The sequence below is a fragment of the Paraburkholderia phenazinium genome (assembly GCF_900100735.1).
In the GTDB taxonomy this organism is placed as follows: domain Bacteria; phylum Pseudomonadota; class Gammaproteobacteria; order Burkholderiales; family Burkholderiaceae; genus Paraburkholderia; species Paraburkholderia phenazinia.
This window is the reverse complement of sequence record NZ_FNCJ01000008.1, coordinates 188,704-215,202: the sequence shown is the minus strand read 5'-3', so window position 1 is coordinate 215,202 and position 26,499 is coordinate 188,704. Positions and strand designations below refer to the sequence as shown.

Annotated in this window: 25 protein-coding genes; 24 read left to right on the top strand and 1 reads right to left on the bottom strand. The window is 62.8% G+C overall.

Going from position 1 to position 26,499, the window contains the following annotated elements; all coding sequences use genetic code 11:
• Nucleotides 1–156: 156 nt before the first annotated feature.
• From BLQ92_RS19550 to BLQ92_RS19540, 3 genes are all read left to right on the top strand, one after another.
• Complete coding sequence (locus BLQ92_RS19550; protein ID WP_090686184.1) at nt 157–825, top strand: alpha/beta hydrolase; 669 nt, start codon at nt 157–159, stop codon at nt 823–825.
• Nucleotides 826–1,029: 204 nt separating this feature from the next.
• Nucleotides 1,030–2,082 (top strand): rod shape-determining protein, encoded by a 1,053-nt coding sequence (mreB, locus tag BLQ92_RS19545; RefSeq protein ID WP_090686183.1) that lies wholly within the window; start codon nt 1,030–1,032, stop codon nt 2,080–2,082.
• A 288-nt stretch (nt 2,083–2,370) separates the two neighbouring features.
• Complete coding sequence (locus BLQ92_RS19540; protein WP_090686182.1) at nt 2,371–3,168, top strand: alpha/beta fold hydrolase; 798 nt, start codon at nt 2,371–2,373, stop codon at nt 3,166–3,168.
• Between the two features lie 99 nt (nt 3,169–3,267).
• On the opposite strand, the gene BLQ92_RS19535 is transcribed toward BLQ92_RS19540, so the two are convergent.
• On the bottom strand, nt 3,268–3,669 hold the full coding sequence (locus BLQ92_RS19535; protein ID WP_090686181.1) for a hypothetical protein: 402 nt from the start codon (nt 3,667–3,669) through the stop codon (nt 3,268–3,270).
• A gap of 420 nt (nt 3,670–4,089) precedes the next feature.
• On the opposite strand from BLQ92_RS19535, the gene gltA reads away from it, so the two are divergent.
• The 21 genes from gltA to BLQ92_RS19435 all read left to right on the top strand — a co-directional run bounded on the left by gltA (nt 4,090) and on the right by BLQ92_RS19435 (nt 26,499).
• Nucleotides 4,090–5,391, top strand: coding sequence for a citrate synthase (gene gltA, locus BLQ92_RS19530; RefSeq protein ID WP_090686180.1), 1,302 nt, complete (start codon nt 4,090–4,092; stop codon nt 5,389–5,391).
• Between the two features lie 310 nt (nt 5,392–5,701).
• Nucleotides 5,702–7,975 carry an amylo-alpha-1,6-glucosidase gene (locus tag BLQ92_RS19525; protein WP_090686179.1) on the top strand — a complete coding sequence of 758 codons (2,274 nt, stop codon included), beginning with the start codon at nt 5,702–5,704 and terminating at the stop codon, nt 7,973–7,975.
• 77 nt (nt 7,976–8,052) lie between these two features.
• Nucleotides 8,053–8,913: a MurR/RpiR family transcriptional regulator gene (locus BLQ92_RS19520; RefSeq protein WP_090686178.1), complete on the top strand. Its 861-nt coding sequence runs from the start codon at nt 8,053–8,055 to the stop codon at nt 8,911–8,913.
• A gap of 299 nt (nt 8,914–9,212) precedes the next feature.
• Nucleotides 9,213–10,271 (top strand): NADH-quinone oxidoreductase subunit B family protein, encoded by a 1,059-nt coding sequence (locus tag BLQ92_RS19515; protein ID WP_090686177.1) that lies wholly within the window; start codon nt 9,213–9,215, stop codon nt 10,269–10,271.
• A 35-nt stretch (nt 10,272–10,306) separates the two neighbouring features.
• Nucleotides 10,307–12,121, top strand: coding sequence for a nickel-dependent hydrogenase large subunit (locus BLQ92_RS19510; protein WP_090686176.1), 1,815 nt, complete (start codon nt 10,307–10,309; stop codon nt 12,119–12,121).
• Entirely contained in the window at nt 12,118–12,684 is a 567-nt protein-coding gene (locus BLQ92_RS19505; protein WP_090686175.1) for a NifU family protein, read from the top strand. The genes BLQ92_RS19510 and BLQ92_RS19505 overlap by 4 nt, the downstream gene beginning before the upstream one ends.
• The gene (locus tag BLQ92_RS19500) at nt 12,684–13,319 is read left to right on the top strand and encodes a DUF5947 family protein (RefSeq protein WP_090686174.1); all 636 of its coding nucleotides are present in this window, start codon (nt 12,684–12,686) and stop codon (nt 13,317–13,319) included. The genes BLQ92_RS19505 and BLQ92_RS19500 overlap by 1 nt, the downstream gene beginning before the upstream one ends.
• The gene (locus tag BLQ92_RS19495) at nt 13,312–14,010 is read left to right on the top strand and encodes a DUF6084 family protein (RefSeq protein WP_090686173.1); all 699 of its coding nucleotides are present in this window, start codon (nt 13,312–13,314) and stop codon (nt 14,008–14,010) included. Before BLQ92_RS19500 ends, BLQ92_RS19495 begins: the two co-directional genes overlap by 8 nt.
• Complete coding sequence (locus BLQ92_RS19490) at nt 14,007–15,416, top strand: hypothetical protein (protein WP_090686172.1); 1,410 nt, start codon at nt 14,007–14,009, stop codon at nt 15,414–15,416. Before BLQ92_RS19495 ends, BLQ92_RS19490 begins: the two co-directional genes overlap by 4 nt.
• Nucleotides 15,413–15,961 (top strand): hydrogenase maturation protease, encoded by a 549-nt coding sequence (locus BLQ92_RS19485; RefSeq protein ID WP_090686171.1) that lies wholly within the window; start codon nt 15,413–15,415, stop codon nt 15,959–15,961. Before BLQ92_RS19490 ends, BLQ92_RS19485 begins: the two co-directional genes overlap by 4 nt.
• Before the next feature lie 51 nt (nt 15,962–16,012).
• Nucleotides 16,013–16,114 (top strand): DUF6893 family small protein, encoded by a 102-nt coding sequence (locus BLQ92_RS41425; protein ID WP_425194933.1) that lies wholly within the window; start codon nt 16,013–16,015, stop codon nt 16,112–16,114.
• Nucleotides 16,115–16,136: 22 nt separating this feature from the next.
• Nucleotides 16,137–18,632, top strand: coding sequence for a carbamoyltransferase HypF (gene hypF / locus BLQ92_RS19480; RefSeq protein WP_218133044.1), 2,496 nt, complete (start codon nt 16,137–16,139; stop codon nt 18,630–18,632).
• A gap of 34 nt (nt 18,633–18,666) precedes the next feature.
• Entirely contained in the window at nt 18,667–18,942 is a 276-nt protein-coding gene (locus BLQ92_RS19475) for a HypC/HybG/HupF family hydrogenase formation chaperone (RefSeq protein WP_090686301.1), read from the top strand.
• Nucleotides 18,943–18,952: 10 nt separating this feature from the next.
• Nucleotides 18,953–19,642: a D-sedoheptulose-7-phosphate isomerase gene (locus tag BLQ92_RS19470; protein ID WP_090686169.1), complete on the top strand. Its 690-nt coding sequence runs from the start codon at nt 18,953–18,955 to the stop codon at nt 19,640–19,642.
• Complete coding sequence (gene hypD, locus BLQ92_RS19465; RefSeq protein ID WP_090686168.1) at nt 19,639–20,808, top strand: hydrogenase formation protein HypD; 1,170 nt, start codon at nt 19,639–19,641, stop codon at nt 20,806–20,808. The genes BLQ92_RS19470 and hypD overlap by 4 nt, the downstream gene beginning before the upstream one ends.
• Nucleotides 20,808–21,935, top strand: coding sequence for a hydrogenase expression/formation protein HypE (gene hypE / locus BLQ92_RS19460; RefSeq protein ID WP_090686167.1), 1,128 nt, complete (start codon nt 20,808–20,810; stop codon nt 21,933–21,935). Before hypD ends, hypE begins: the two co-directional genes overlap by 1 nt.
• 88 nt (nt 21,936–22,023) lie before the next feature.
• On the top strand, nt 22,024–22,344 hold the full coding sequence (locus BLQ92_RS19455) for a hydrogenase maturation nickel metallochaperone HypA/HybF (protein WP_244106287.1): 321 nt from the start codon (nt 22,024–22,026) through the stop codon (nt 22,342–22,344).
• Nucleotides 22,344–23,261, top strand: coding sequence for a hydrogenase nickel incorporation protein HypB (gene hypB, locus BLQ92_RS19450; protein WP_090686165.1), 918 nt, complete (start codon nt 22,344–22,346; stop codon nt 23,259–23,261). Before BLQ92_RS19455 ends, hypB begins: the two co-directional genes overlap by 1 nt.
• 216 nt (nt 23,262–23,477) lie before the next feature.
• On the top strand, nt 23,478–24,527 hold the full coding sequence (locus tag BLQ92_RS19445) for a C45 family autoproteolytic acyltransferase/hydrolase (protein ID WP_090686164.1): 1,050 nt from the start codon (nt 23,478–23,480) through the stop codon (nt 24,525–24,527).
• Nucleotides 24,528–24,561: 34 nt separating this feature from the next.
• Nucleotides 24,562–25,914 carry an aspartate aminotransferase family protein gene (locus BLQ92_RS19440; RefSeq protein WP_090686163.1) on the top strand — a complete coding sequence of 451 codons (1,353 nt, stop codon included), beginning with the start codon at nt 24,562–24,564 and terminating at the stop codon, nt 25,912–25,914.
• A 30-nt stretch (nt 25,915–25,944) separates the two neighbouring features.
• A complete protein-coding gene (locus BLQ92_RS19435) occupies nt 25,945–26,499 on the top strand; it encodes a carboxymuconolactone decarboxylase family protein (protein ID WP_090686162.1) in 555 nt (184 codons plus the stop codon).

The window sequence follows — 26,499 nt, the reverse complement described above, 5'->3', positions numbered from 1 at the left end:
AGGGTTGTCGGCGGCGGCACGAGTTAGCTTGGCAAAGGCGGCAAAAAGCGACGCGAAAGCGTATGCTCGCGGCTGTGAACTGAATGGTGTGGCGGGTGTGGCGTTTGCCAAGCACACGCCTACGCAGATAAAGGATCGGAAAGAAAAGGAATCGCGATGGCCTGGAAACAATTCGAACACGGCTGGCGCCTCGCGCCCGCCGCTGCTCCCGCAGACAAACCGGCGCGTGCGCTGGTCGTGCTGCTGCACGGCGTGGGCAGCAACGCGCAGGACCTATTGCCGCTAGCCGATAGCTGGAGCAAGGCGCTGCCGGATGTTGCCTTTACCTCGCTCGACGGTAGTGAGCGTTTCGAGGGCGGCTTCGGCGGCCGGCAGTGGTTCAGCTTGCGCGATGTGAACGAGGCCAACCGTATTGGCCGTGTCGCCGACGCATATCCGGCGCTGCGCCGCATGCTCGACGCCGAACTGGCGCATTGGCAGCTAGCTTTCGATAAGCTTTCGCTGGTGGGCTTCTCGCAAGGCTCGATGATGGCGCTTCATCATGCAGCGACCAGCAACGACGCGCCTGCTGCGGTGGTTGCCTACTCCGGCCGGCTCGCCTCGCCGATCACCACGGCGGCCCGCACACCGTTGACGCTGGTGCACGGCGTCGAAGATCCGGTGATTCCGGTGCTGGAGCTCGAGCGCGCGGCCCACGCTTTTAGCGACGCGGGCTTTGCCGTCGGCGCATTTGCGCTGCCGGGTATTGGTCATACGATTTCGACCGAAGGCTTGATACTGGGACGCGATGCACTGGTGCGTGCACTCGGTGCGAAGGCGGCCTGAAAAATGCGGAAATGAAGCCGCAATTGTAAAGTCGCCCTAAAGAATTTGATCTGCTTGCCGTTAATGGTTCATTAGCGTGAAAATCACGCGCGCCGTATCGGAATCCCGCCACGCCCTCAAAAGCGTCAAGTGGATCGCCGTGCGGCACGGGGAAATCATCGCAGCGTCCCACAAGGGCGATAACGACCAAAGCAGAGCCTATATATGGCCAGATCGAAGCCGCACCATTCGTTGTTCAGGGGCTTGTTCCGTCACACCGTGGCGGTCGACCTCGGCACGGCTAATACGCTTATCTATACCGACGACGGCGGCATTGTGCTTAATCAGCCGTCCGTGGTGTGTTTCCAGAAGCGTCTCGACGCGGGGCGGAAGCGGGTCGCGGCAGTCGGCAGTGAGGCCAAACAGCTCCTCGGCCGCGCACCCAACAATCTCGAGACCGTACGGCCGATGCGCCACGGCGTGATCGCCAATTTTTCCGCAGCCGAACACATGATCCGGCAGTTTGTCGATATGGCGCGGCCGCGTCCGTTCTTCGGCCGCCGCGCGGCTTTCACGATCTGCGTGCCGGCCGGCGCGACCCAGGTGGAGCGGCGCGCGATCAAGGAAGCGGCGGTCGCGGCGGGCGCATGGAAGGTCAGCCTGATCGGCGAATCGCTGGCTTCTGCTGTCGGCGCGGGCTTGCCAGTGACCTCGGCTACCGGCTCCATGGTGGTCGATATCGGCGGCGGCACGACCGAAGTCGGTGTGATCGCGCTGGGCGGCATGGCCTATAACGGCTCGATCCGCGTCGGCGGCGACCAGTTCGACTCGGCGATCGTCAACTATGTGCGTAACCTGTATGGCGTGGTGCTGGGAGAACAGACCGCGGAGCACGTCAAAAAGACCATCGGCTCGGCGATGCGCGATGTGCCGATGGAGCGCATGAACGCGACCGGCCGCAGCGTCGACGACGGCTTGCCGCGCACGGTCGAACTGAATAACCACGATATCGCCGATGCTATCGACGGGCCGCTGCGCCACGTGATCGGCGCGGTGAAGTCGGCGCTCGAAAACGCGCCGGCCGAACTGGTGACGGATATCGCCGACACCGGCATTGTCCTGACCGGCGGCGGCGCGCTGCTTGCCAACCTCGGACGGCGTTTGACTGCCGAACTCGGGCTCGCAGTGCGCGTGGCCGACGAGCCGCTCACGTGCGCGGTGCGCGGCGCCGGGGCCGCTGCGGAAGCGGGCTTGCTCGACGAGCTCGTCTACGAATAAGCGTGACCACCAGCCTGCGGCCGCGGCCGGCGGGCGTGGAGGCGTGAAATAAAAGCGGGGGCGCACGGCACGCAGCGGCTGGGCGCGCGTCGCGACCTGTGTGACAATACTGCCTCACCCGCTGACCCTGTCGCCCCAACGGGGCTGCACGGCGCACTTCGTTCCACTTCACCTTAGAAGAACCGGCACGCCTGATGGGCGCTCGCCGTGTTGTCCCCGAATCGACCCGTGACTCATCCCACTCCTGTTTTATCCCCGTCGTTTATCGAATTGTCGAGCGGCTTGCGCATGCCTTATGTTGTCGAAGGCGAGGGCGAACTGCTGCTGTTCGTGCATGGCTCGCTGTGCGATTTCCGCTATTGGCAGCCGCAACTCGACGGGTTGGCGAAGCACTATCGCTGCGTCGCCGTCAGCCTGACACACTACTGGCCGGTCACCGATACCGAGGCCGACCTGCCGTTTAGCTGGAACGATCACGCGGATGAACTGGCCGAATTCATCGAGCGCTTCGGCGCAGGGCCGGCGCACGTGGTCGGCCATTCGCGCGGTGGCTGTGTGGCGTTTCATTTTGCACGGCGCCATGCGCAGCATCTGCGCACCTTGACGCTCGCCGACCCCGGCGGTCCCTTGCAGATTGCTGGGCGGCCGACTGCCGTTTTGCCGGAAACGGTCAATGCGTTGCGTGCGCGTGCCGCTCAGTTGATCGAGGAGGGGAATGTGGACGCGGGTCTGCAACTGTTCGTCGATTCAGTGAGCCGCCCGGGTTTCTGGGCGAAAAGCACGCAGGCGTTCCGCACCATGGCGATCGACAATGCGCACACATTGGCGCGCCAGTTCCGCGATCCGCTGCCCGCGTACGTGCCGGAAGAAGCCGCACAGGTGCGCTGCCCGGTGTTGCTGATCGACGGGGAAAAGAGTCCCGAGATGTTCCGGCGTGCCGCGAATGCGCTTGCTTCGTGGTTGCCGGAGGCGCGGCGCGAGACTGTGCGCGGCGCGTCGCACGGGATGAATCTCGCACACCCCGCGGCGTTCAATCGCTATGTCGACGAGTTTATCCGCAACGTAGGCGCGGCAGGTCAGGGCTGATCGAACGGCTGGTCCTGGACCAGGCGGCATGCTCCATGCCGCTGGCCTGCGCGGCTGGCCCATGCCGCCGCCGATCAGCTCGCGGCATGGCCGCGGCGCTTAACCCTTGCGGTGAGCGTCCGCGTCGAGCGCAACTTCGGCGGCTTCGCCGACCAGGCCGTGGTAGTACAGGTGCACGCCGATCGCGAGCGAGTCGTTGCGGATTTCCTGGAAGGCCTTCCAGGCCTTGACCGGGTCTTTGAACACCAGGTAGTGTGCTTCATTGGCCACGAGGCCCGCGACTTGATGCAGGCCATGGCCGTGCAGCTTCGCGACGAGTGCGTCGAGGCTGTGGTGCGTGCGCGCGTCCGTGCGCGGGTACAGCATGTGCAGCACCGCGACGTTTTGCGTCTTCAGTGCAGCCGACAAGGCCACCACGATGTCCTGATGGTTCAAGGCGGTGACGATGCTGTCTTCCGTGTGGTCGTGATCCGGAAACAGCGTTTCGAGAGAGGCATTCATCTGCTAATCCTGTTCTTCTGACTGGATAAAAAGACCTGCCGCGAACGGCAGGCCAAAAACATCGATGTGTGTTTTGCAGGGGAAGCAAGACACGGTGTGAGTATCGCAGACGGAGCGCGCTTATGCTGCGTAACCGTTGCAAAACATTGTTGCGCGAACCACGCTGCCTTTCATTTAGCTGGCAAAACGCGTGGCCGCAATAGATGGGGACCGGGTGCCGGTTTTAAAGCGGATTAAAAGCACATTCCAATTCGATTAACAACGAATGTTGCTTAGGTAGAGATGGATTGTTGCGGTCAATCGCCGCAATTAATTGACGCCGGAGCCGTAAAATGCGTAGCCATGAGCCGGAGCATGGCGAGCAACGATAGCACTCGTAGTCCGGCACGTGTGCGATGTGATAGCAAAAGGAAAGCGTAGATGAACGACTCGAAGACACACGCAACGCTGAAGTTTTCTGACAGCGACCAGACCATTGATCTGCCGATCTACAAGGGCACCCTTGGCCCGGACGTGATCGACATCCGCAAGCTGTACGGCCAGACTGGCAAATTCACGTACGACCCGGGCTTTATGTCCACGGCGGCGTGCAATTCGGCCATCACGTATATCGACGGCGACAAGGGCGAGCTGCTGTATCGCGGCTACCCGATCGACAACCTCGCGCAGAATGCCGACTTCCTCGAGTCCTGCTTCCTGCTGCTGAACGGCGAACTGCCGAACGCCAAGGAAAAGGAAGCGTTTGTTGCCAGCATCAAGCAGCACACGATGGTGCACGAGCAGATGCACTTCTTCTTCCGCGGTTTCCGTCGCGACGCGCACCCGATGGCGATTCTGGTGGCGGCAGTCGGCGCGCTGTCGGCGTTCTATCACGACTCGCTCGACATCAATAACCCGCAGCACCGCGAAATCTCGGCGGCCCGCATGATCGCGAAGCTGCCGACGCTGGTGGCGATGGCGTACAAGTACAGCATCGGCCAGCCGTTCGTGTATCCGAAGAACGACCTGTCGTACAGCGCGAACTTCATGCACATGATGTTCTCGAACCCGTGCGAAGAGTACAAGGTCAACGACGTGCTGGTGCGCGCACTCGACCGTATCCTGATCCTGCACGCGGACCACGAGCAGAACGCGTCGACCTCGACGGTGCGTCTGGCGGGTTCGTCGGGCGCTAACCCGTTTGCGTGTATCGCAGCCGGTATCGCCTGCCTGTGGGGCCCGGCACACGGCGGCGCGAACGAAGCGGCGCTGAACATGCTGGAAGAGATCGGCTCGGTCGACAACATTCCTGAGTTCATCAAGCAGGTGAAGGACAAGAACTCGGGCGTGAAGCTGATGGGCTTCGGTCACCGCGTGTACAAGAACTACGACCCGCGTGCCAAGCTGATGCGCGAAACCTGCCACGAAGTGCTGGAAGAGCTGGGCCTGCACGACGACCCGCTGTTCAAGCTGGCCATGGCGCTGGAAAAGATCGCGCTGGAAGACGAATACTTCGTGTCGCGCAAGCTGTACCCGAACGTCGACTTCTACTCGGGCATCGTGCAACGTGCACTGGGCATCCCGACCTCGATGTTCACGTGTATCTTCGCGATGGCGCGTACGGTGGGCTGGATTGCGCAATGGAACGAGATGATTGCCGATCCGGAGCAGAAGATTGGCCGTCCGCGTCAGTTGTTTGTTGGGGATACGGCGCGGGTAGCGAAGCCGGTCGCACAACGTTGATTGATTGAAGGGCTGGCTTGAGCACAACTCAAGTGCAGACCCATAGCGGGCGTTGTCTCCAGATAGGGGTACAGCGCCCGCTGTCCGTTTACGCCAGGATTGGCGCCTGGGGTACGCCGACACTTACGCCAAAACTGCATGACGCGTGCCACCTGCGCTTATGCACCGTCGCGGCGCCCCGCCCGTAGCGATTTGTTACGCCTTCGACCCACCCCACTAGCTCAAATCCACCACAGTCCTGTGTTAAGTTCATCCGACGGGCGCAGACCCTCTACAATCGGAACGAAGCCCATAGCACAGGAGCAAGCTGATGCAGCAACCCGAAGCCCTTGGTGGACTCTCAGGCGGCGTGGACCATGTCGAACACGAACCGGATGGCGCATTTATCCCGCCGGAAAACCTCAACGTCGCCAGCGCGAACCAGTTCGTGCTCAAGTCGGGCGACACCTTTATCGTTAACGACCCGCTCGGCGACATTACCGGTCATGACGACGGCCTGTTCGTCAACGACACGCGGGTGCTCTCGCAACTGCGGTTGACCTTCGGCGGACGCGCACCGTCGCTGCTCTCCGGCAGCGTCAGCAGCGACAACACCGCATTCACCGCGCATCTGACCAACCGGCCCTTGCCGCCGCTCGGTGGCGACAGCACCCCCGAGGGCGTGATTCACGTCGAGCGGGTGCGCGTGTTGTCGGGCACCGTGCTCAACGAAGCGATCGAACTGACCAACTACGGCACGAAAGACGCGGTCGTGCCGCTTTCCATTTCTTTCGCCAGCGACTTCCGCGACATGTTCGAAGTGCGCGGCCTGAAACGCGACAAGCAGGGCAGCATCGAACCGGCGCGCGTCGAGAACGGCGAGGTGCTGCTCGGCTACGTGGGGCTCGATAACGTCGCCCGCAATGTCGGGATCGCGTTCTCGCCGACCCCGGACAAGCTTTTCGCCAACCGTGCCGATTACACCGTGAACTTGCCGGCCCAGGCGTGCGTGTCGATCTACCTCGCGGTGGACGTGCAGGTGAAGGCCGAAAAGCCGGTTGCCAGCGCGGATGTGGCGAAGTCGGCCCATGCGTTGAGCGAGGCGCACCTGTCGCAGATCGACACGGTGCGTCCGCGCGTCGGTCGCGCCGCCGTGCGCGCGGCGCTGGTCGACGCCCACCTGGTGATGCGCGAGCGACGCCGGGCGACGGCGCGAGTACGCTCGAGCAATCCGCTGTTTAACGCATGGATCGACCGCTCGCTCGCCGATCTCGGTCTGCTCACCACCGATCTGGAAACCGGCCCTTATCCATATGCCGGGATCCCGTGGTTTTCGACCCCGTTTGGCCGCGATGCGCTGATTACCTCGCTGCAGACCCTCTGGCTGCAGCCGGGCCTGGCGCGCGGCGTCCTGCGCTTTCTTGCCGAGCATCAGGCGCGTGAGAATTCGGCGTTTCGCGATGCGGCGGTCGGCAAGATCATGCATGAGATGCGCAAGAGCGAAATGGCGGCTACCGGCGAGGTGCCGTTCGCGCTGTATTACGGCGGGGTCGACTCCACGCCCTTGTTTATCGTGCTGGCCGGCGCTTATGTGGCGCGCACCAACGACGTCGCCCTGATCGACGAGTTGTGGCCGGCGCTGGTGCGCGCGGCGCAATGGGTCGCGGGCGTGTGCGACAAGAACCGCTATGGCCTGCTCGACTATCAGCGCGAATCGGATGGTGGTCTCGCGAATCAGGGCTGGAAGGACAGTCACGATTCTGTCTTCCACGCTGATGGGCGTTTCCCTGACGGCCCGATTGCGCTCGTCGAAGTGCAGGCCTATGCGAGCGCCGCGTTCGACACCATGGCGCACTTCGCCACGCTGCGCGGTCAGGCCGACGATGCGGCCGGTTACAGCCAGCGCGCGAAGCACATCCGCGAATGCGTGGAAGAAAAATACTGGATGGAAGAGGCGGGTTTCTATGGCATCGCGCTCGACGGCCATGGCGAACTTTGCCGAGTGATGGCTTCGAATGCCGGGCATCTGCTGGCCTTCGGTCTGCCGTCGCGAGAACGCGGCGAAGCGGTGGTGCGCGGCCTGGAATCAACGCTGTTCCACACCGGCTGGGGCGTGCGTACCCTCGCTGCAGGACAGGCGCGCTTCAACCCAATGGCGTATCACAACGGCTCGGTCTGGCCGCACGACAACGCGCTGTGCGCCCGCGGCGTGGCGCGTTACGGCGGCAAGGCGACTGCGGTGAAGCTGCTGCAGGCGCTGTTCCAGGCGGCGGTCAATTTCGACATGCGTCTGCCCGAACTGTTCTGCGGCTTCCCGCGCCGGCGTGGCGAGCCGCCTACCGCGTATCCGGTGGCCTGCTTGCCGCAGGCATGGGCCGCGGGTTCGCCGTTCATGATGCTGGAAGCATGTCTGGGCGTCACGGTGGACGCAGCAAGGCGCGAAGTGCTGATCGAACAGCCGATGCTGCCTGAAGGTATCGACTGGCTGGAAATCGGCGATATGCGGGTTGGCGATTCGAGCGTGACCATCACGTTCCGGCGCGTGGCCGGCAAGGTGGTGGCCTCGGCCGAACAGGGCGACGTGCGGGTTGTGGCCTTGTTGTAAAGGTAAGGTAGGCGTCGTGGTGCATGCGGTAGCCCGGGTGGTAACATTTGTTGTCAACTTACTTCCCGGTCCATCGCATGCCCGACAGTTTCGACCAGCTCGCCGCCCTGATCCGGGCGCGCTTCTCAGAACTGAGTCCGCAATTCCAGATGGGAGCCGCTTTCCTGCTGGATCATCCCGACGAAGTCGCAGTCTCCTCCATGCGCAAGGTGGCCGAACGGGCCCAGGTGCAACCTGCATCGCTCGTGCGGCTCTCGCAGCAACTCGGTTTTCCAGGCTGGAACGAACTGCGTAACCTCTTCGTGGCACGCGTGCGCACGCGGCCGGAGCCGCTCGCCAGCCGTGCCCGTTCGCTCGTCAAGGCCAATGCCAAAGACGCGCTGGCGCACGATCTGCTGGTCGCGCAACAACACAACCTGGAAGTCACCGCGGCTCACAATGCGCGTGTCACGGTCGAGACAGCGCGTCTCCTGCGTCGTGCGCCGCATGTGCATGTGGCCGGGTTTCGCTCGTGCTATGCGGTGGCGTTCGGCCTCGTGTACGGCTATCGGTTGTTCCGCTCCTCGGTATCGCTGCTAACAGGTGAGGCGGGCACCCTGGAGATGCAACTGCGCACCATTGCGCGCGATAGCGCGACCATCGTCATCAGCTTTGCGCCGTATTCGGTGGAAGCTGCGCGGGTGGCCGAAGCTGCGCTCGAAAAAGGCAGCAAGCTGATTGCGATTACAGACAGCGCAGTGTCGCCGATCGCGCTGAACGCCGACAAGGTGCTGATCTTTTCTCACGAAAGCCCGTCATTCTTTCCGTCCCTTGTCGCGGCCACCGCGATTGCGGAATCGCTCGTCGCGCATCTGCTCGCGCTGGAAGGCGCCGATGCCGTCGAGCAGCTAGAAATTGCCGAACGTTCGTTGCATGCAAAGGGCGCGTACGTTCCTTAGACGCACTTGAGGTGCGCAGCGCGCTGCAATGGCGCGCTGCACCATCGGCGTCGAATTGGTAAGCCCCGATTTACCGCCGACTCCCGTCTTAGGTTATTTGGCATCCCTGACCTATACTCAAAAAAGCATTTTCGGCCCATCACGGTGGGCAAGATTCAGAAATACATGCAGCAAATATGATCATTTAACCCGTTTGTTACGGGAGTCGATCGACTGCTGGACACGTGACCTCCGTGCTTTCTCGCCACGTATCTTTTGCCGGCCTAAAAAAGAATGCGGTAAGGAGTGGAGGCTCGATCATGGCAGAAGCAGATGGCGTTCCCTATGGGCGCAAGACTCAGCATGCGCCCGCTCTCAAGGAAGTACACATTATCTGGATCACCGCGGGCCTTGGCTGCGACGGCGATTCGGTATCGATTACAGCCGCAACCCAGCCAAGCATTGAGGACGTGATTCTCGGTGCAATTCCCGGTTTGCCTAAGGTTCATCTGCACAATCCCGTGCTGGCGTATGAAAACGGCGACGAGTTTCTGGTTCCCTTTCATCAGGCCGCACGTGGTGAGTTGGAGAACTTCGTGCTGGTAGTCGAAGGCTCGATTCCAAACGAACGTATCAATCGCGAGGGATATTGGGCCGCATTGGGTACCGACCCGGATACGCATGAACCGATCACGATTCCGCAATGGCTCGACCGGCTGGCGCCACGCGCGCTGGCGGTGGTCGGCGCCGGAACGTGTGCAACTTACGGCGGCATTCATGCGATGGAAGGCAATCCTACCGGTTGCATGGGCCTCGCCGATTATCTCGGCTGGAAATGGAAGTCGAAAGCCGGTTTGCCGATTGTGAATGTGCCAGGTTGTCCGGTGCAGCCGGACAATTTTATGGAAACGCTGCTGTATCTGCTCTATCAGCTGGCGGGTCTCGCGCCGATGATTCCGCTCGACGATGCGCTACGACCCAAGTGGTTGTTTACTCGCACCGTGCACGACGGTTGCGATCGTGCGGGCTCCTACGAGCAGGCAATCTTCGCCACCGAATACGGCAGCCCGAATTGCATCGTCAAGCTCGGCTGCTGGGGGCCGGTGGTGCAATGCAATGTCCCCAAGCGCGGCTGGATGGCGGGGATTGGCGGGTGCCCGAATGTCGGCGGTATCTGCATTGGCTGCACGATGCCGGGCTTCCCCGACAAGTTCATGCCCTTCATGGACGAGCCGCCGGGAGCGGTCCTCTCGTCGAATCTCATCAAGACCTATGGCCCGCTGATTCGCAGTTTGCGCAAGCTGACCAACACGACGCTCAATGACGAGCCGAAATGGCGGCATAACCGCTCGGAACTTACCACCGGTTACCGTCGTTGAATGGCGGAATGCGACTTGTCAGCAGGGAGATATTCATGGCAACTATTACCGCACCCGAAACCACGACGCGCCCGAGTGCCGCGCCGGGCAAACTGGTCGAAATGAATTGGGATCCGATTACACGGATTGTCGGCAGTCTGGGGATTTACACCAAGATCGATTTTGCGAACCGGCGGGTGGCCGAATGCTACAGCACCTCGTCGATCTTTCGCGGCTACAGCATCTTTATGAAGGGCAAAGACCCGCGCGATGCGCACTTTATTACCAGCCGCATTTGCGGTATCTGCGGCGACAACCACGCGACCTGTTCAGTGTATGCGCAGAACATGGCGTATGGCGTCAAGCCGCCGGCGATTGCCGAGTGGATAGTCAACCTGGGCGAAGCGGCCGAATATATGTTCGACCACAACATCTTCCAGGACAATCTGGTCGGTGTCGATTTCTGCGAGCAGATGGTCAAGGAAACCAATCCCGGGGTCTGGGACAAGGCGCAGAAAGCCGCGGCGCCGCATGCTGACGCGCATGGCTACAAGACGATTGCCGACATCATGCGGGCGCTCAACCCGTTCACCGGCGAGTTCTACCGCGAGACGCTGATGGTGAGCCGTTATACGCGCGAGATGTTCTGCCTGATGGAGGGGCGCCATGTGCACCCGTCCACGCTTTATCCTGGCGGTGTGGGCACCGTGCCGACCATCCAGTTGTTTACCGACTACATCACGCGGCTGATGAAATATGTCGAGTTCATGAAGAAGGTGGTGCCGCTGCATGACGATCTGTTCGACTTCTTCTACGAGGCCCTGCCGGGTTACGAAGAAGTGGGGCGGCGCCGTATCCTGCTCGGCTGCTGGGGTTCGTTCCAGGACCCGAATGTGTGCGACTACAGCTACAAGACAATGACGCAATGGGGCCGCGGCATGTTCGTGACCCCGGGTGTGGTGGTGGACGGCGAACTGGTGACCACCGATCTGGTGGATATCAACCTGAACATCCGCATCCTGTTGGGCAGTTCGTATTACGACGATTGGGATCACGAAGAAACCTTCGTCAAGACCGATCCGCTCGGCAATCCGGTGGACCGCAAGCACCCGTGGAATCAAACGACGCTGCCGCATCCGCAAAAGCGCAAGTTCGACGGCAACTACACGTGGGTGATGTCGCCACGCTGGCTCGACAAGCGTACCGGCGACCATCTTGCGCTCGATACCGGTGGTGGACCGATTGCGCGCTTGTGGGCGACGGCGCTGGCGGGGCTGGTCGATATCGGCTATATCAAGGCCACCGGTCATAGCGTCAAGATCTATCTGCCCAAGACCGCCTTGAAGCCGGAAGTCGAGTTCGAATGGAAGATCCCGAAGTGGAGCAACGCGATCGAACGCGACCGCGCCCGCACCTATTTCCAGGCCTATTCGGCTGCGGCCGCTCTGTATTTCGCGGAGCAGGCGCTGGCCGAGTTGCACGCGGGCCGCACGCGCACGTTTAGCCCATTCACGGTGCCGGACGAAGGGATTGGTTGCGGCTTCCATGAGGCGGTGCGCGGTGTGCTCTCGCACCATCTGGTGATTCGCGACGGCAAGATCGCCAACTACCACCCGTATCCGCCTACACCCTGGAATGCCAATCCGCGTGATATCTACGGCACACCCGGACCCTATGAGGACGCAGTACAGAACACGCCGATCTTCGAAGAAAACGGTCCGGACAAGTTCAAGGGTATCGACATCATGCGCGCGGTGCGCAGTTTCGATCCGTGCCTGCCGTGCGGCGTGCATATGTATGTCGGCAACGGCAAGACCATCGATACTTCGCATTCGCCAACCTTCGGTGTCATGCAGGGAGCGCACAAATGACCGACGCCCGGACGATCGAAGCCCAACAACGCCGCATCGAAGAGCTGATTGCGGCGCTGGATGCGCTCGAAGATCCGCGCGCAAGGGAGCCGGCCAAGGAACTGCTGCAGGTGGTGCTCGATCTGCATGCCAACGGCTTGTCGCGCCTGATGGAGATCGTGGTGGCGGCGGGCGTCGTGGACGAGGCGCTGATCGCGGCGCTGGAGCGCGATCAGCAGGTGTCGGCGCTGCTGTTGCTGCATGGCTTGCATCCGCAGGACTTGCCGACCCGCGTGGCGCGTGCTGTCGAGAAGATGCGGCCGCTGCTCGGTGCCCAGGGGATTCAGATCGAACTGATCGATGCCGCCGAAGAGGTCGTGGTGGTGAAGGTGTCTGGACGCTTGCAGGGCAAGCATAACTCGGTGGGCGAACTACGCCAGGAAATCGAGCGTGCGTTGTTCGAGGCTGCGCCTGAGGCGATGCGTGTCGAGATTGCGGGACTGCCTGATGTGAACGTGCATGAGCTGCGTTTTGTGCCAAGCCACGCCGATGCAAAAAGCCGGATCGAGGCCGGCGCGCGGTGATGCCCGCCGGCGCCGAAGGACGCGGCTGGGTCGCGCGTCTGCACCAGTTCGCGCGTCAGGCGCCCGACGTGCGCTGCGAATTGTGCGCGGCGCCGATTCTGCCCGACCATCCGCATCTGTTCGAAGTCAACAAACGTCAGTTGTATTGCTGCTGCCGGGCCTGCGCGCTGTTGTTCGGCGGCCAGCAGGGCGCGCATTACCGGCCGGTGCCGCGCGATAGCCGTTATCTCGACGGCTTTCGCATGACCGATGAGCAGTGGGACGCGCTCGGCATCCCGATCGATATCGCTTTCTTCTTTTATGACAGCAGCGTGCGGCGCGTCGTCGCGCTGTACCCAGGTCCGGCGGGCGCCACGCAGTCGGCACTCGACCTGAGCGCATGGGACGAACTGGTGACCGGCAATCCCGTGCTTGCGCAATTGCAGCCCGATGTCGAAGCCTTGCTGGTGAATCGCAGCGAAGGTGCGCGTGACTACTACCGCGTGCCGATCGATCAGTGCTATGCGTTGACCGGCCTGATCCGCGCGCGTTGGCGCGGCTTGTCGGGGGGCGCTCAGGTATGGGACGCGATTCGCAGTTTCTTTACCGCACTCAAACGCCATGGCCGTGTGCCGGAGGGCCTGCTGCATGCCTGATCTGGCTTTCACTGTGGAACGTGCCGAGGTCGCGCCGTATGCCGCCGCGCCGTTGCTACTGTTCAAGCTGCGTATTGTGACAAACGCGGCGACAACTGCAACGACAAACGCGACTACAACTGCGGCCACGCCCCCGGCGAGCGAACCGGTTGCCAGCATTACGCTGCAATGCCAGATTCAGATCGAGGCCACCCGGCGCCGTTATGTAGAGGCCGAGCAGGAGGGCCTGCAGGATCTGTTCGGCACACCGCAGCGCTGGGGCGAGACTTTGCGCACGATGCTATGGACCCATACGACGGTCGTCGTGCCGCCGTTCGAGGGCGAGTGCGTAATCGATCTGCCGGTGCCATGCAGTTACGACTTCAATGTCGCGGCCACCAAATATTTTCATGCGCTGGAAAGCGCGGGTGAAATCCCGTTGATGCTGCAGTTCAGCGGCACGGTGTTCTATCGCGACGCGGACGATGCCTTACAGGTCGCGCCGATTCCATGGCACAAGGAAGCTGCGTTCCGTTTGCCGGTCTCGCTATGGCGCGACATGATGGAGCGCTACTACCCGAACGGCGCATGGTTGTGCCTGCAACGGGAGGTGTTCGACCGGCTCTCGCGCTACAAGACGCGGCATGGGCTTGCCAGCTGGGAGCAAACGGTCGATGGCCTGCTCGACGGCGTCGAGGAGGATATCTCATGACTCCAGTCGAAAGCGTCGTTCAGGCTGTGCTGTACGAGGGCTACATGCTCTATCCGTACCGGCCGTCTTCGGTGAAGAACCGGCAGCGCTGGACTTTTGGCGGCGTCTATCCACGTGCTTACTCGCAGGCGTCGGGCAGCGATCCGTGGCTGATGCAGAGCGAGTTCCTGGTGCGTGGCGATGCCCGCACCCGGGTCGCGCTGCGGCCGGGCTTTCTGCAGGTGATCGAGCGAATCGTACTGAATGCGCCGAGCGCGTCGCACGGCGCGCCTGCCTCCGAGGCGCTGGCGTGGCGCCAGGTGCCGATGCTCGATATCGACCAGCGCCGCTATTACCCCTGGCAGGAAGCCGTCGAGCGGCATATCCGGATTCCGGAGTTCGCGCTGGGCGAACTGCCTGGCGCACCTCGGGACATCGCCTTTTCATTCGATGCCGGCAGCGATGTCGAGACCCTGGCCGATAGCAAGCGCGTGGTACGCGGTGCATTGCGGCGCCACCGCTACCAAGTGAAAGGCCGGGTGGAAGTGGCAGCCGAACAGGTGGGCGCCGGCGCGTACCGGCTGACGGTCCGTATCCTCAACGAAACGCCGTTGAAGCAGGCGGATACGCTGAAACGCGACGCCGCCTCGCTTTATGCACTGGTGTCGTGTCACACGGTTCTGACCGTCAAGGACGGCGAGTGCGTGTCGTTAATCGATCCGCCGCCGGAACTCGAGGCGGCGGCTGCCCTATGCAAGAACATCGGCGCCTGGCCGGTGCTGGTGGGCGACGAGGCGCAGCCCGACACGATGCTGGCTTCGCCGATCATCCTCTACGACTTCCCTCAAATCGCGCCTGAAAGCGCCGGGGATCTGTTCGATTCGACCGAAATCGACGAAATCCTGACGCTGCGCATTCTCACCATGACCGACGACGAAAAGCGCGAGATGGCCGCCACCGACGAGCGTGCCCGGACCTTGCTCGCACGCACCGAAAGTCTCGACGCGCAGCAGATGCAGAAGCTGCACGGCACGATGCGCCAGATTCGCCCGCTTGGCGTGCCTGGCGTCCCGGCCGCATTTCCCGTGTCGGCGCAGGACGCGCACTTCGAGCCGGTGTCGCCGTGGGCCGAACTCGATGCGCGTCCGCATCTTGCGTGCGTCCGCGTGGCGGGTGTCGAGATCCAGGTGGGCGATCACGTGCGCCTGCATCCGCGTTGCCGCGCGGACATCTTCGATATTGCCTTGAGCGGCATGGTCGCGACCATCGAGTCGATCGAGCGCGATTTCGACGACCGTGTGCATGTGGCGGTGACGATCGACGACGATCCCGGCAAGGATCTCGGCATGGCGCGCATGCCCGGCCATCGCTTCTTTTTCGGGCCGGACGAAATCGAGCCGTTGACCGATGGTGGGAGGCGCGCATGAGCGGCATCCTGGTGGCAGGTATCGGCAACGTGTTTCTCGGCGACGACGGTTTCGGTGTCGAAGTGGTGCGGCGTCTCGAAGCGCGCGGCGGAGCACCGTTCCGCACCGATGGGACTGCTGAGGTGCGAGTGGTGGATTTCGGCATTCGCGGAATCGACCTGTGCTACGCGCTGCTCGACGGCGTGGACGCCGCGATCCTGATCGATGCGACCCAGCGCGGCGGTGCACCGGGCACGCTGTACCTGATCGAGCCGTCGCGGGACGAGACGGAGGGGGCGGCTGCCGATCCCTATGCGCCGCCAGTCCTGATGTCGCCGCATGAGATGGATCCGGTCAAGGTGCTGCAGACGGTGCGGATGCTGGGCGGCGGTTGCGAAGACATTGTGGTGCTCGGTTGCGAGCCGGCCGATTTCGGCTTCGAGCACGGTGAAGAGGGCCGCATGGGACTGAGTCCCGTGGTGGGCGCGGTGGTGGATCAGGCGGCCGATATGGTCGAAACGCTGATTGCGCAAACGATGGAACGGCTGAGCCTGCGCACGGTTTAGCGGATCGGCAGGACAGTGCGCTTTGATGGGATGTTCGACCAGGGAGGCATGATGAAAGGATTCCTAAAGTACCTCGTGTTACCGGCGCTCGTAGTGGGGCTGCTCGCCAATGTGAAGGACATTAAGCGTTACCTGCGCATGCGCAGCATGTAGCCGATTGCCAGGGGGAAAGGTGATGAGCACCAGCATGCATCCGCCGGGCGGCCGGTCTGGCTCGGTCCGGCCTGTCGGTGAGGAAATTCGTGTGCGCGGACTGGTCCAGGGTGTCGGCTTTCGGCCCACCGTATGGCGGCTTGCGCACGACTGTGGGCTGCGCGGCGACGTGCGCAACGATAGCGACGGCGTGCTGATTCACGCCTGCGGCGACGTCTGGACCGTGGAGCAGTTTCTTGCGCGTCTGCAGGCCGAATGTCCGCCGCTCGCGCGAATCGATGCGATCGAGCGCCATGAATGGCTGTCGGTGGCGGAGATGGACGATTTCCGCATCGTGCCGAGCGCCGGCGGTCCGGTGCAGACCGGTGTCGTGCCGGATGCGGTGACGTGCGCGGACTGCCTCGCGGAGATTGCCGACCCGGCCAACCGGCGTTACCGCTATCCGTTTACGAACTGCACGCATTGCGGCCCGCGGCTGTCGATTATCGACGCGATTCCCTATGATCGCGCCAACACCACGATGTCGGCATTCGCGATGTGCGATGCGTGTCGTGCCGAATACGAGAATCCCGCGGACCGCCGCTTTCATGCGCAGCCGGTGGCCTGTGCGGTATGCGGGCCGCGCGTGTGGCTCGAAGCGCCGGACGGCGCGCCGCTGGAGACCTCGTCCGATGCGTGTGTGGCGGCCAGCGTCGCGTTGCAGCGCGGCTCGATTGTGGCGGTTAAAGGGCTGGGCGGTTTTCAACTGGCGTGCGATGCCTGCGACGAAGCTGCGGTTGCGCGCCTGCGGCGTCTGAAGCGCCGCGAGCGCAAGCCGTTTGCGTTGCTTGCCCGCGATCTCGAAGTGGTGCGCCGCTATGCGCCCGTCGACGATGTCGAGCGGGCCTTGCTGCAGAGCGCGGCGGGCCCGATTGTGATTCTGCGTACGCACGACACCTCCGCTAGCGCAGCAGCGGATCCGCTCGCGCCGATCGCCCCGAGCGTCGCGCCAGGTGTCGGCACACTCGGCTTTATGTTGCCGTCCACGCCGTTACATCGTCTACTGGTCGAGTCGTTCGACCGGCCGCTGGTATTGACGAGCGGCAACACCAGCGACGAGCCGCAATGTATCGACAATGCCGACGCCCGGGCACGGCTTGGGCGGATTGCCGACCTGTTCCTGATGCATGACCGTGACGTAGCGCGGCGGGTGGACGATTCGGTAGCGCGTGTGGTGTTCGGCGCGCCTCGGGTAGTACGCCGCTCGCGCGGCTATGCGCCGGCGCCGCTGATGTTGCCGGAGGGCTTCGAGGACACGCCCGCGATTCTCGCGATGGGCGGCGAACTGAAGAACACCTTCTGCTTGAGCCGCGCGGCGCAGGCCATCGTCTCGCACCATATGGGCGATCTCGAAGACGCGCTCACGTACGCGGACTATCGCCGCTCGGTAATGCAGTATCTGACGCTATTCGAGCATGAGCCGCAAGTGGTGGCGCTCGATTTGCATCCGGAGTATCTGTCGCGCAAGATCGGTTGCGATCTCGCGCAGGCGCGGCAATGGCCGCTTGAAGAGGTGCAGCATCACCATGCGCATATCGCTTCGTGCATGGCGGAAAACGGCCTGCCTATCGACGCGCAGCCGGTGCTGGGCGTGGCGCTCGACGGTCTTGGCTACGGCGCCGACGGAACGTTATGGGGCGGCGAGTTTATGCTCGCGGGCTATCGCGACTTTATCCGTCTCGGCATGTTCAAACCAGTGGCGATGCCCGGCGGCGTGCGGGCGATTCATGAGCCCTGGCGCAACACCTATGCCCATTTGTTGGCGGCATTCGGCTGGGAGACGTTCGCGCAGCGTTATGCCGGACTCGACTTGCAGCGATTTTTTGCCGCGCGGCCGCGTGACATGCTCGATTCGATGATCGCGCAGGGCGTCAACAGTCCGCTTGCGAGTTCCGCTGGCCGGCTGTTCGACGCGGTGGCAGCCGCCACCGGCCTGTGCCGTGAACGCGTGCTGTACGAGGGACAAGCTGCGGTGGAATTCGAAGCGCTGGTGGACCCGCTGGCGCTAAGCGAAGAGGACGACGCGCGAGCCTATCCGTTCGGGCTGGCGCGTGAGACGCAAGGTGGTTTGCGTTGCCTCGACCCGCAGCCGATGTGGACCGCGTTGCTCGACGACCTGCAACGCGCGACACCGGTGCCGGTGATCGCGGCGCGTTTTCACAAGGGCTTGGCCATCGCCATTGTGCAGATGGTTGAGTTGCTGGTTGATGAGCTGATTCAAGCGGGCGCTGCGAGGGGCAGTGGGGCGGGCATGTCGCCTGGCGATGCACCCCTGGTTCCACTCAGCTTGCGTGCGGCGGCGCCGGACGTAGCGCTGTCCGGAGGCGTGTTCCAGAATCGCGTGCTGCTCGAACAGGTGGCGGCGCGTCTTGTTGCCGCGGGCTTGCGCGTCTTGTCGCATCGCCAGGTGCCCGCTAACGATGGCGGCCTGTCCCTCGGGCAAGCCGTCGTCGCGGCAGCGCGCAGGCGTGCGCCATGAACTTTTCTTCAATGCAAGCTTAGCGGAGCGTACCATGTGCCTGGGCATCCCCGGACAGATCGTCGAAGTCACCGATGCGGAAAACCACCTGGCGCTCGTCAATGTGGGCGGGGTGCGGCGCGTCATCAATATCGCATTTATCGTCGATGACGAGCGGCCCGTGGCGGCCTGTGTCGGGCAGTGGGTGCTGGTGCATGTCGGCTTTGCGATGAGTCTGCTCGATGAAGCGGAGGCCGCGCGCACCTTGGCCTTGCTGCATGAACTGGGCGTCGCGCAAGCCGAATTCGCGGAGTTGCGCGGCGCGTCTTAGGAGAAAGGCCATGCCCGAACATGAATCATTACAAGGGCTCTATCCATTCCTGCATGGAGGCAAGCAGGATCCGCACAAGCTCGATGCCGCGTTGCTCGAATCGGTCCAGCAGAAAGCGCAGGACAGTATGGACACCAAACGGCGCTTTTTCGAGGCGAACGGCGCCGCCGTGGTCGCAGTCGCGCATGCTATCGCCGGTGTCTATCGGCGCGACGGCCGTCTGTTCACGATGGGCAATGGCGGTTCGAGTTGCGACGCCGCCCATATAGCTGTCGAATTTTTGCATCCGGTCACTACTGGCAGGCCGGCGCTTACCGCCATCAATCTCGTCGCCGACACCGCCATGATGACGGCGGTGGGCAACGACGTGGGCTTTTCGCATATCTTCGTCCGGCAACTGGTCGCCCAGGCGCGGCATGGCGATGCGCTAATCGGCGTGTCGACCAGCGGCAACTCCGACAACCTGCTCGCGGCGTTCGCCAAGGGGCGGGCAATGGGCCTGCTGAACATTGGTCTCGCTGGCCATGACGGCGGCCGGATGGCGGCAAGCCCCGATCTCGACCATTGCCTGATTGTGCCGAGCGATAGCATTCATCGCGTGCAGGAGACCCACGTGGCGATTTATCACATCCTGTGGGACCTCGTACATACGCTGCTGGCCGACGAGCGCGGCGGTCTGGGGCTGGGAGGACTGCGATGAAATATGTCGACGAGTTTCGCGATCCCCACAAGGCCGAGACGCTGGCAAAGGAGATTCGCACCTTGGTGGCGCGGATCGAATGGGCCAAACAGCGCCCGCTGCAGATCATGGAAGTATGTGGTGGCCACACGCATACGATATTTCGCTACGGTATCCAGCAACTGTTGCCCGATACCGTGGAGTTCGTTCATGGCCCTGGCTGCCCTGTTTGCGTGCTGCCAATGGGGCGTGTCGACGATTGCGTGGCGCTTGCCGAACGTCCCGAGGTGATCTTTACGACCTTTGGCGACGCGATGCGGGTGCCCGGTTCCAGGAAAAGCCTGTTGAAGGCCAAGGCGGACGGCGCCGATGTGCGGATGGTCTATTCGCCGCTCGATGCGCTAAAGATTGCACAACTCAATCCGGCGCGCGAGGTCATTTTCTTCGGCCTCGGCTTTGAAACCACGATGCCGAGCACGGCGATGACGGTATTGCAGGCCAAGGCGCAGGGCCTGAAGAATTTCTCGCTGTTCTGCAATCACATCACGATCATTCCGACCATCAAGGCGATTCTCGATTCGCCTGATCTGCACCTCGACGGCTTTCTCGGCCCGGGGCATGTCAGCATGGTGATCGGCACGCGGCCCTACGAGTTTATCGCGCAGCACTATCACAAGCCGATCACCGTCGCCGGATTCGAGCCGCTCGACGTGCTGCAGTCGATGTGGATGGTGTTGCGGCAGATCGCCGAAGGGCGCTGCGAGGTGGAGAACCAGTATGGCCGCATCGTGCCGCAGAACGGCAACGCGCAGGCCTTGTCGGCGATCCAGCAGGTGTTCGAGTTACGCGAGTTTTTCGAATGGCGCGGGCTCGGCTCGATCGACCACTCCGGCGTGCGGATTCGCGAGGCGTTTGCGGCCTTCGATGCGGAGCGCAAGTTCGCTGTGCCGAACCTCAAGATCGCCGATCCTAAAGCCTGCCAATGCGGCGAAGTGCTGAAGGGCGTTATCAAACCGCATCAATGCAAGGTGTTCGGCACGGCCTGCACGCCGGAGGCGCCGCTCGGCTCGCTGATGGTGTCTAGCGAAGGGGCGTGTGCCGCGTACTACAACTATGGGCGCATCGATACGTCACGGCTCGAGCGCCGCGCCGCGGCGCGCGCGACGGTCGAACGGGGAGGTCGCTGATGAACGATCGGGCCTCTGGCCGTATCGATGGCGAGGCGGCGTCTACGGCACCCGCCGACGCATCGACGGGCGCTGCGTTCAAACCGCGCCGGGCCGCACACGTTCGCGACGTCTCGGTCAACCTCGCCCACGGCAGCGGCGGACGTGCGATGCGCGATCTGATCGAAGATGTATTCGTCTCGACCTTCGACAATCCCACGCTCTCGGCACTCGAAGATCAGGCGTTGATTCCGCTTGCGCAACTGGGCGCTTACGGTGACCGCCTCGCCTTTACCACCGATAGCTACGTGGTCGACCCGCTGTTCTTTCCGGGTGGCGATATCGGCACGCTCGCGGTATCCGGCACCGTCAACGACCTGGCGGTGTCCGGCGCGACGCCGCTGTTTCTGTCCTGCGGGATGGTGATTGAGGAGGGCTTCGCCGTCGACAGCTTGCGGCGCGTTGCAGCCAGCATGCAGCGGATTGCGCTGGAAGCGGGCGTCGTCATCGTGACCGGCGATACCAAGGTGGTGGAACGAGGGTGCGCGGACAAGCTCTTTATCAACACCGCCGGGATCGGCGTGGTGCGGCGCGATATCTCGATCTCCGCGAGCGGCGCGCGACCCGGCGACGTCGTGATCGTCAACGGCTATCTTGGCGATCACGGGGCGGCGATTCTGGTTGCGCGCCAGCAGCTTGCGCTCGAGTCCGATGTGCAAAGCGACTGTGCTCCGCTCAACGGCCTGATCGCCGCAATGCTGGCGGCATGTCCCGAGATTCATTGCCTGCGCGATGCGACCCGCGGCGGGGTGGCGACCGTGCTCAACGAGTTCGCGCATAGTTCGAATGTGACGATCCGGATTCGTGAGTCAGATGTGCCGCTGCGCGAAGAGGTGAAAGGTGCCTGCGAGATTCTTGGCCTCGATCCGCTTTATCTCGCCAACGAGGGCAAGCTGGTGGCGGTGGTGCCGCCGCAAGCGGCCGACAGGGTATTGGCTGCGATGCACGCCCATCCACTGGGCCGCCAGGCGGCGGCGATCGGTGAGGTGGAGGACGGCCCGAGCGGGTTGGTGGTGCTCCATACGGTGTTCGGCGGGCAGCGCATTGTCGATATGCTGGTCGGCGAGCAATTGCCGCGTATTTGCTAGTGCGCTGAGCGGTTGAGAAAAGCGGGGTTTGGCAAAGCGCGTCAGGGTGTAACGGAAGAGCCGGTTTGGGAGTCGCGTCGTGCATGAGATGAGCATAGCGAGCAGCGTCGTCGAGATCTGCGCCGAGCAGGCGGGAGGCGCGCGGGTGACGCGCGTGACGCTCGAGATCGGCCAGCTCTCCGCCGTGATGCCCGAGGCGATTCGCTTTTGCTTTGACGTGTGTGCGCGAGATACGCTGGTCGAAGGCGCAGCGCTGGAAATTATCGAAACACCTGGGCAGGCGCGCTGTCTTGCTTGCGGCGCCACGCTGGCGCTGGAGGAACCGTTCGGCCAATGCGAATGCGGCAGCGTCGATCTGGAGCTGATCTCCGGTCAGCAACTGAAGATCAGACAGATGGAGGTGATGTGATGTGTACGACCTGTGGATGCAACGGCACGCAAGCGGTGACTGTGACGGAGATGGAGGGGCAGGCGGGCGAACGGGGGGAGGCGCGAGATCATGTCCATGGGCATGAGCATACGCATAGTCATGAGCACAGCCATCCGCATGACCATGAGCACGCTGACGGGCATACGCACGATCACGAGCATGACCACGACTACCCGCACCCGCACGCTGCGAGCGAAGCCCTCGCGCTTAATCCCGCCGAAACCCACGCCCGCGCACACGGCACGTCAATCACTCTAGAGCAGGACATTCTGGCAAAAAACCAGCTTCTAGCCGAACGCAATCGCGGCTGGCTCGCAGGTCGCTCGATCCTGGCGCTCAATCTCGTCAGCTCACCGGGTGCCGGCAAAACCACGCTGCTCGAACGCACCATCCGCGACCTCGGCGAGACCTTGCCGCTCACGGTGATCGAAGGCGACCAGGCCACCCTCAACGACGCGCAACGGATTCGCGCGACTGGCGCTCGCGTGGTCCAGATCAACACCGGCACCGGCTGTCATCTCGATGCCGAGATGGTTTCTCGCGGCCTGACCCAGCTCGACCCGGCGTTGCGCTCGGTCGTCATGATCGAGAACGTGGGCAACCTCGTATGTCCCGCTCTGTTCGATCTGGGTGAGCAGGCGAAAGTGGTGATTCTTTCGGTGACCGAGGGAGAGGACAAACCGGTCAAATACCCTCACATGTTTCGCGCCAGTAGCCTGATGCTGCTGAACAAGATCGACCTCCTGCCACACCTTCGCTTCGAATTGGCGCGATGCATCGAGTACGCGCGCCGCGTCAATCCGGCCATCGAGATCCTGCAAGTGTCGGCGCAAACCGGCGAGGGGATGGACGCCTGGTATGACTGGCTGCGCTCGCACAGCGAGACTTGTCGCTAAGGGACCACGCCTGGGCTCCATTCGGTGTCGTGGCTTGTTAGTTGACAACATATGTTGCTGTGGGATATAAATCCGTATCGAGTGTTGAATCGATATCGTCGTGGCCACGCGTCCTGACGGCATCCTTTCAGCACCGCTGCACGGGGCAAGGCGGTTCGCGTTGTCATGTCCTTGCGGCGCCATCGCAAGCAGGTCATGAACGAGGCATAACCGTCAATGCAGGAATGGAGTCTTTTCCGGGTGACTGGCCGACCGGATGACATCGGTTACCGGTTGGGTGAGCTGGCGCGGCCGGTCATGGCGGCGTATATGGCACAGAGTGCCGCCTGGCAATGGATTAGCCAGTGGCGCGGCCACCCGTTAGTGGAGGGCTTGCGGCGTGCGGCCGAAACCCACTTCCCCTCGCTCATAGCAGAACTCGACGGCATGGCCGCGGGCTTGGAGTGGCCCGTGGAGGACGTGTTTCTATGGAACTGTCGAGGCGAGCTGATTCACAACGCGCCCGATGGCTGCACGACGCTGGCGGCCGTTTCGGGTAACGCGCGTTTCATCGCCCACAATGAAGACGGCGATCCGTATCTGCGCGAGCGGTGTTTCCTCGTAGACGTTCAGCCCGCCGGCAAACCGGGCTTCATCAGCTTCTACTATCCGGGTTCGCTGCCCGGGCGCACGTTTGCTGCCAACCGTGCCGGCCTCGTACAGGCCATCAACAATCTGCGCATCCGTGTGCCGGCCGTGGGCGTGCCGCGCATGATCCTCGCGCGCGCCGTTCTCGATACCCGCTCACTGGACGAGGCCGTCGCACTGTTACGCGAGCTGCCGCGCGCCAGTGGCTTTCATCACACACTCGGCTGTGTCGGCGATGCCCGGTTGTTGAGCATCGAGGCCACGGTACAGCGCTGCTCGGTCGCGGCTGTTACACCGCGGTTCGGCCATGCCAATCATCTGATCCACAACGGATGCGATAGCGAAGCGCAGATCGTGACCGATTCGTCCCGCGATCGCCAGGCACGCGTCGATGCCTTGCTGCCGTCGCTTCGCACACCGGTGAGCGACGATGCGCTGCTACGCGTGTTGCTTGACCAGGCTCCCGCCGGGCTGCCAATCTTTCGCGACGACCCGCTCGATCCCGACGACGAAAACACCTTGGCTAGCGCGCTGTTTCGCATCGAAGCAGACGGTGTGGCGATGCAGGTCTATCGCCAAAGCCATTGTGCGTTCGATACCTTCATCCCCAAGGCTGCGGGTCCGCAAGCCGCCTTCTGAGCGCCATCCTGCGAATCCTGCGATAAGGAACCGTATGTCTACCGTGTTTCACCGTGCCCCGAAGCAAACTCTGCCAGTCGCCGTAGCGGGGGATGGCATCGAGATTATCGATTCCACCGGCAAGCGCTATCTCGATGCATCGGGCGGCGCCGCCGTCTCGTGTCTCGGCCATAGCAACCAGCGCGTGATCGATGCGATCCGGCGCCAGTCGCAGCAGTTGCCGTATGCGCACACCTCGTTCTTTACGACGCAAGTGGCCGAAGAACTCGCGGATCGCCTCGTAGCGGACGCGCCGCAGGGACTCGAGCATGTGTACTTCGTCTCAGGCGGCTCGGAAGCCATTGAAGCGGCGCTGAAACTGGCACGCCAGTATTTCGTCGAAAAGGGCGAGCCGCAGCGCCGGCATTTCATTGCGCGCCGCCAGAGCTATCACGGCAATACGCTGGGCGCTCTGGCGATAGGCGGCAATGCCTGGCGCCGCGAGCCGTTTTTGCCGATCCTGATCGAGGCACACCACGTCAGCCCGTGCTACGCCTATCGCGAGCAACGTGCCGACGAAACCGAAGAAGCATTTGCGCAGCGTCTTGCGGATGAACTGGAACAGAAGATTCTCGAACTCGGCGTGGAGACGGTGGCGGCCTTCGTCGCCGAGACGGTAGTGGGTGCAACCGCCGGTGCAGTGCCGCCGGTGCGAGAATATTTCCGCAAGATTCGCGCGGTCTGCGACCGCTATGGCGTGCTGCTGATTCTCGATGAGATCATGTCCGGCATGGGCCGCACCGGTTATCTTTACGCGTGCGAAGAAGACGGCGTCGCACCTGACCTGCTGACTATTGCGAAGGGGCTGGGCGCCGGTTATCAGCCGATTGGCGCGACGCTGGTTAGCAAGCGCATTTACGACACGATCGTCGGCGGCTCAGGATTTTTCCAGCATGGCCATACCTATATCGGGCATGCAACGGCCTGCGCCGCCGCACTCGAGGTGCAACGTGTAATCGCCGAAGACAAGCTGCTGCAAAATGTGCAGGCGCGCGGCGAACAGTTGCGTGCGCAACTTCGCGAGTACTACACGCAGCATCCGCATATCGGCGATGTGCGCGGGCGAGGGCTGTTCGTCGGTGTCGAGCTGGTGCGGGAGCGGGACAGCAAGACCCCGTTCGATCCGCAGCTCAAGCTGCATGCGGCTATCAAACGCGAGGCGTTTGCGCGCGGGCTGATGGTGTATCCGATGGGCGGGACCGTCGACGGCCAGAATGGCGATCATGTGCTGCTGGCGCCGCCGTTTATCTGCACGGCGCAGGACATCGACAACATTGTCGGCCGCCTTGCGGATGCGATCGGCGCAGCACTTCATTCGACCGGCGTGCGCGCGGCATCGCGAGCGTGAGCCGCCGCTTCAATACTAGTGAGAGTTTCCATGAGCGACCGTTTGCCACCTTTCGATGCAGCGCATGCCACGCCTGAGCAGAAAGCCGTACTCGACGAGATCTTGTCCGGTCCACGCGGGAATCTGAATGGTCCGTTTCTGGGCTGGATCCGCAGTCCGGATCTCGCGCAACAGGCGCAGCGGCTAGGCGCGTTTTGCCGCTACCGGACCGGTCTGCCGCTGCGCTTGTCGGAGCTGGCGATTCTGGTGACGGCGGCGCGCTGGCAGGCCCAGGCCGAGTGGTATATCCACTATCCGATCGCGCTCGATGCGGGTATTTCGGAGGCCGACGCGGAGGCCATCCGTACCGGCCGGCGGCCGGTGTTTGCGGATCCCGACGAGGCGCTGATCTACGCCTTTTCGAACGAGCTATATGACACGAAGCGCGTCTCCGATGCCACTTATGCGGCGACGGTTGCGCGCTTTGGGCATGAGGTCACGATCAATCTGGTCGGCTTGCTCGGCTACTACGCGCTGGTCGCGATGACCCTAAATGTGTTCGGCATGCGCGCCGTTGGGCAAGTGACGTTGCCGTTTGCGGAGTGA